Origin of the sequence: Streptomyces sp. AK010 (assembly GCF_014207295.1) — a bacterium.
Taxonomy (GTDB): Bacteria; Actinomycetota; Actinomycetes; order Streptomycetales; family Streptomycetaceae; genus Streptomyces; species Streptomyces massasporeus.
Genome location: NZ_JACHCX010000002.1, coordinates 340,150 through 346,015 on the forward strand (window position 1 = coordinate 340,150; position 5,866 = coordinate 346,015).

General features: G+C 73.6%; 3 protein-coding genes. All 3 read right to left on the reverse strand.

Going from position 1 to position 5,866, the window contains the following annotated elements; translation table 11 throughout:
- Positions 1-52 precede the first annotated feature (52 nt).
- Positions 53-1,168, reverse strand: a complete 1,116-nt coding sequence (locus HDC93_RS04820; protein WP_185007473.1) for an ADP-ribosylglycohydrolase family protein — start codon at positions 1,166-1,168, stop codon at positions 53-55.
- Positions 1,169-1,260: 92 nt separating this feature from the next.
- Positions 1,261-3,186: an MFS transporter gene (locus HDC93_RS04825; RefSeq protein WP_185007475.1), complete on the reverse strand. Its 1,926-nt coding sequence runs from the start codon at positions 3,184-3,186 to the stop codon at positions 1,261-1,263.
- A 162-nt stretch (positions 3,187-3,348) separates the two neighbouring features.
- On the reverse strand, positions 3,349-5,866 hold a 2,518-nt coding region (locus tag HDC93_RS04830), incomplete at its 5' end, for a D-alanyl-D-alanine carboxypeptidase (RefSeq protein ID WP_260419409.1).

Sequence of the window (5,866 nt, forward strand, 5' to 3'; positions counted from 1 at the left end):
GAGCCGCAGGCGTTGCCGCCCCCAGGCCCGTGCCGCGCTGGCTGGGGCCGGTTCAGGCTCTCGGGTAGCGGGCCAGCCAGCCCGGGGAGGAGCCGGCCGGGCCGTGCAGGGCCGGGCCCTGGGTCATCTCCATGGCGAAGTCGTCGGCGAGCTCCAGGATGGTGGCGCGGCCCTCCAGCTCGGCCAGCCAGCCCGGCGGCAGGGCGGTCTCCCCGTGCATCGCGCCGAGCAGGCCGCCGGTCAGCGCGCCGGTGGTGGCGGACGGGCCGTCGTGGTTCACCGCGAGGCACAGCCCGTGCCGGACGTCCGCCGCGACCAGCGCGCAGTACACGGCGGCGGCCACGAGCCCCTCCGCCGTACCCGCCCCGCTCAGCTCGGCCACGCGCTCCGGGCCCGGCATGCCCTGCCGCACGGCGCCCAGCGCATGCTGCAGCGCGTCCGACACCGGCTGGTGCCCCGGCCGGGCGGCCAGCAGCCCGAAGGCCCGCTGCACGGCGGCGTCGAGGCTCTCGCCCAGCGCCAGCGCGTGCACGATCACGGCGTAAGCACCCGCCGCGAGGGAAGCGGTGGGGTGACCGTGGGTCTGCGCGGCGCACTCCACGGCGAGCTGTATGACCAGCTGCGGCTCCCAGCCCACGAGCAGTCCGAAGGGCGCCGACCGGGCGGCGGCCTCGGGCCCGGCCTCCCCGGGGTTCTTGGGCGCCTCCGGGGTGCCCATGGTCTCGTCGCCGAGCCCCAGCAGCAGGGCGCGGCTGGGGTCGCGCCGCGCGTACAGCCACTCCTCCCGCGCCAGCCACCCGTCTTCCTTGCGGCGCTCGTCGGGCCCCCAGTCACGCTGCGTGGCGGCCCAGCGCAGATACGCCCGGTGCAGATCGGTCGGCGGATGCCAGGCGCCGGTGTCCCGTCTGACCTGGGCCCGGATCAGCCCGTCGACGGAGAACAGGGTGAGCTGGGTGAGGTGCGTGACCGCGCCGCGTCTGCCGTAGGCGGGGGCCAGGTCCACCAGGCCCTCCGCCCCGTGCGCCTCCCGAACGGCGTCGATGCTCAGCCCGTCGACGGGCGTGCCCAGCGCGTCTCCCACGGCCACGCCGAGCAGGGTCCCGCGCACCCGGCTGCGGAAGTCCTGCTGCTCTGTACGGCCCCAGACGGCGCCGGCAGTCGCACCCACCTAGACCTCCCCGGGGCACCGTCCGTACGTACGACAGCTCAGCACTGTAATCGAACGGGAACGAGGGGTTCAGAGGGGTGCGACGGACCGGCTCAGCGCAGTTCCTCCGGGCACGGCGTGCCCCGGGGGAGCTGGTACGGCGCCGCCAGGCGGTAGGTCCCGGCCTTCGGGGCCAGCAGCTCCGTCCACTTGTCGCCCTGCGCGTCCTCCTCCGTCTCCGCCAGGCAGCCGTTGACGTTCACATACGTCTTCGGCTCACCCTCGGGACGGTTCCTGGACTCCTCCGTCTCCTGCGGCGGCTTCAGGCTCCTGCCCTCCGCGTCGACGATGCTCAGCCAGGGCGAGTAGGGGATACGGACCAGGACCCGGCCTGCCTTCCTCACCCGGAGGACCATCTCGCCCTGCTCGGCCCGGTCGACCACGGTGTTCGGCTCGGCCAGCGAGGTCGGGGCGGTCACCCTGAACAGCTGCCAGGTGTCGTTGCCCCAGATCTGGGTCAGATACGGCAGCCCGCGCCGCACCAGCGCCCGCTCCCGCTGACCCCCGTCACCGTCCGGCTCGCCCTTCGGCAGCACGACGTAGTGCACCGCCCAGCGCTTCAGCCACTCGTGGTAGTTCGCCGAGTTGAGCGTGTCGTCGTAGAAGAGGGGGTTGCGCTCCATGTCGGCCTGGCGGTTCCAGCCGCGGGCCAGATTGACGTACGGGGCGAGCGCGGAGGCCTCGCGGTGGGAGCGGGCGGGGACGACCTCGACCCGGCCCTTCTCGGCGCCGACCTCCTGCAACTCGTTGACGAGCGGTGCGAGCTCGCGCGACCAGGACGCCGCGGGCGCCGTGTGCACGATGTCGTCGACCGTCTTGAAGCCGATCCACACGCCGAACCCGCAGAGCGCCACGACGGCCGCGTACCACCGGCGGCTGCGCGGCACCGTGAACGGCAGCGCGGCGACCAGCGCCACCCCGGCGAACAGCATCGCCAGCCGTGTGATGTTCGAACCGATCTGGGAGCTGATCAGCCACACCAGCACGACCCCCAGGCCGTACACCGCGGCCGTGAGCCGGACCGTCCTCCAGTCCTGCGGCACCAGCACACAGGCGAGGACCGAGAACGCGAGCGGCAGCAGCACCGAGCCGATCACCATCGGCTGCGTGCCCGAGAACGGGAACAGCCACGCCGACACCGCCACCACCGCGGTCGGCGCCAGCCCCAGCGCCCACGCGCCCGGCCGCCGCTTCTGCAGGAACAGCGCCACCGCCACCAGGCCCACGAACAGGCCCGCGACCGGCGACGCCATGGTGGCCAGCGCGGCCAGCGGCGCCGCGCTCAGGGCTTTCGCCCAGCGCTTGTACCGCCACCGGTAGGGCCAGCAGAACACGACGGCGACCGCGCCGAGCGCGAACATCATGCCCAGACCGAACGTCACCCGCCCGGACACCGCGTTGCAGAACAGGCCGAACACGCCCGCCAGCGACGCCCACAGGGGGTTCAGCACGGAGCGGCTGCGCAGCAGGAGCAGGGTCAGCAGCCCCGCGGAGACCGTTCCCGCGATCATCATCGTCGTCCGCACGCCGAGCACCGACATCAGATACGGCGACACCACGCTGTACGACACCGGATGCATGCCGCCGTACCAGGCGAGGTTGTACGCCGAGTCCGGGTGCCGGCCGACGAACTCGGCCCACGCGTCCTGCGCGGCCAGATCGCCGCCGCTGTTCGCGAACGTGAAGAACCAGAGGATGTGCAGCGCCGCGGCCAGGCCCGTGACGGACAGGACCGGGTGCCGCAGCATGCGCTCGCGCAGCGCCAGGACGGGGGCGGGCCACTCGAACTCCGCCTTGCGGCCCCCGGGTGCGCTGCAGTCGGGCGCGCTGGCGTCAGAGGCGCGGACTTCTGGCGCGTGGACTTCCGGGGTGCCGGCTTCCGGTGCGTCGGCCTCCGGCGCTTCGGGCAGGCGTATTCGCGGGCCTGATACCGCGCCCGGCCCGGTGTCGTCTGCGCGTGTCGGCTCCGCAGTGGCCACTCGAAGGCACTCCCCGTGTCCCGTCTTCTGTTCTCGGCTTCCGCTGCCGCGCCGGCGCGAGCGGTGACCTGTCCCGGTTCGGGACGCTAGCACGCACCCCGCCGGGCGGCGCCCGGACGGGCCGTTACCGGCGGAGTGCGGTGGTGCGGGTGGTGCCCCGGGTCAGCCGAGGCGCGTGAGCTTGGCCGTGAAGCCCGGCTCCACCAGGTCCTTCTGGAGGGCCACCGGGACCTTCACGGCACTGGTGCTGCCGTCACCGACGGTGAGCGTGCCCACCGTCTTACCGGCCTTCGCCGTGTGCGGCAGGTCGTCCGCGGCGAACGTCAGCTTCACGGACAGGCCCGCCCAGCCGACGGCCGTGACGTCCTCGGTGACGGCGACCGGCGTACGGCCGCCGAGACCGTCGTCCGCGTACCCGACGACGTCGCCCTTCTTCAGGATCGTCGCCGACTCCAGCGCGCCCTGCGCGGCCCGGATCAGCTTGTCGCCCTCGTGGAGAGCCGCGCCCAGGATCGTGTTGTCCGGGCCGCCGGCGGGCTGGCGCACGACCGCGCCGATGATCCGGTGGGTCTCACCGTTCACGTCCTTCTTGGCCGCGAAGACGAGGTTGCCGAGCGCCGAGGTGGTGGTGCCGGTCTTGATGCCGGTGACGTTGTTGTAGCCGACCAGGCGGTTCCAGTTGTCGTGCTTCTTCCCCTTGTAGTCGACGTACGACATCATCGCCGCGACCTCGCGGAACGCCGGCTGCAGCATGGCGGCCTTGGCGAGTTTCACCTGGTCCACGGCCGTGGAGACGGTCGTGTTGTTCAGGCCCGACGGGTCGGTGTACGTCGTGTTCTTCATGCCGAGGTCAAGGGCGGCTCGGTTCATCTTCCGCACGAACGCCTTCTCGGACCCCGCGTCCCAGCGGGCCAGCAGCCGCGCCACGTTGTTCGCGGACGCGATCAGGATGCTCTCCAGGGCCTCCCGCTCGGTGACCTTGTCGCCCTTGGTGACGTCGACGGTGGACTCCTGTCCGGCGTCGGACTGGTCCTGCGCGGCCTGGTCGATCAGGATCTTCGGGCCGTCCTCGCCGCTCTTGAGCGGGTGGTCGCGCAGGATGACGTAGGCGGTCATGACCTTGGCGACGCTCGCGATCGGGACGGGCTTCTGCTCGCCGGAGGAGCCGAACGTGCCGATGCCCTGGACGTCCAGCGCGGCCTGGCCGTCGGCGGGCCAGGGGATGTCGACCTTGCCGCCCTCGAAGGTGTAGCTGTCCTCGGCGGTGAGTTCGAGGGTGGGCGAGGGGAGCGGGCGCACGCTCTGCACGACCGCGAGGACCACGATCAGCAGCAGCACCAGCGGCGTCCAGATCTTCACCCGCCGGGCCGCCGTCCGCAGCGGGGTCTCCGGGGGCGGCGGGGTGTTCGTCAGCTCGGCCAGCAGATCCAGCGGCGGCTTGGGCGGCAGCGGCTGCTGCGTGGTGCGCTCGGGGCCGACGGTGGGGACGGGCGCGGTGGCCTCGGCCGGGGCGACGGGCTTCTTCGTCGCCGGGTCGTCCAGGTGCTTGAGCGCGACGAACTTGCTGGTCCGCTCGGCGTCCTTCTCCGGGACGTCCTTCTTCGGGACGTCCGCTGTCGGAGCGTCCGTCTTCGGGAGGTCCGTCTTCGGGAGGTCCTTGGCCGCGCCCCCGAGCTTCAGCATGGTGGTGGGCTGATCGACCGGCGGCCGCAGGGTCTTGAAGACGGCGGTGGGCTGGTCGACGGGGCGCTCTGCGGGGGCGTCGTCGTCGGTCGAGCCGTCAGCCTTGTCCGGCTCGCTCGACCTGGGGCCTTCGGCCGGGTCCTTGGCCTCGGCGGCGTCGTTCTCGGCGCCGGCGGTCTCGGGGGCGGCGGCTTTGGGTGTGGTCTTGGCCGCGGGAGCCTTCGACCCGGCCTCGGCGTCGCCGGAGGCCCGCGGGTCGGCCGGCTTGGAGGCGCCGTCGCCGGTCTCCTCGTCGGCGCCGGCGGTGCCGGTGCTGCCGCCCTTGGCGGAACGGTCCGCCTGGGGCTCGGCGGCGTCGTCCGCGGCGTCCTGGGCCACTTCGTCGCGCTCGGCCCTGCGGCGGTCCGCGTCGTCCGTGGCGTTGTCCGCGTCCTCGGCGTCCTCGGCGTCCTCGGCGTCCTCGGTGTCCGACGGGGCCTTTGACGCCTCGGCGGCCTTCCCGGCCTCCTGGGCGTCCGTGCCGGCCTCGGCGGGCTCGTCCGTGCGCTGGGAGGCCTCTCGGGCGTCCTCGGCCTTCGTGGCGTCCCCCTCGGCGGCGGCAGACTCCTCGCCCCCGTCCGCCGAGGCGACCCACGCGGCGACGGCATCCCGCAGCCGCCCGCCGCTGCCCTCGGCGGCCGCCTTGTCGGCCCCGGACTCCTGGGACTCCTCGGAGGAGCCGGAAACGCCTTCCTCGGCGTCAGCCACCGCGTCCTCGGTGCCCGAGTCGCTCACATCCCCCTCGGCGTCCGAGTCATCACGCGCACCGCGCTCGGCGGACTCGTCCGCGTCCTCGGCGTCCGAGCCGCTCCCGGACCGCCCGGTGTCACCCGCGGCGCCGTCCGCCGCGTCCTCGGCGTCGGAGCCGCTCCCGGACCGCCCGGTGTCACCCGCGGCGCCGTCCGCCGCGTCCTCGGCGTCGGAGCCGCTCCCGGACCGCCCGGTGTCACCCGCGGCG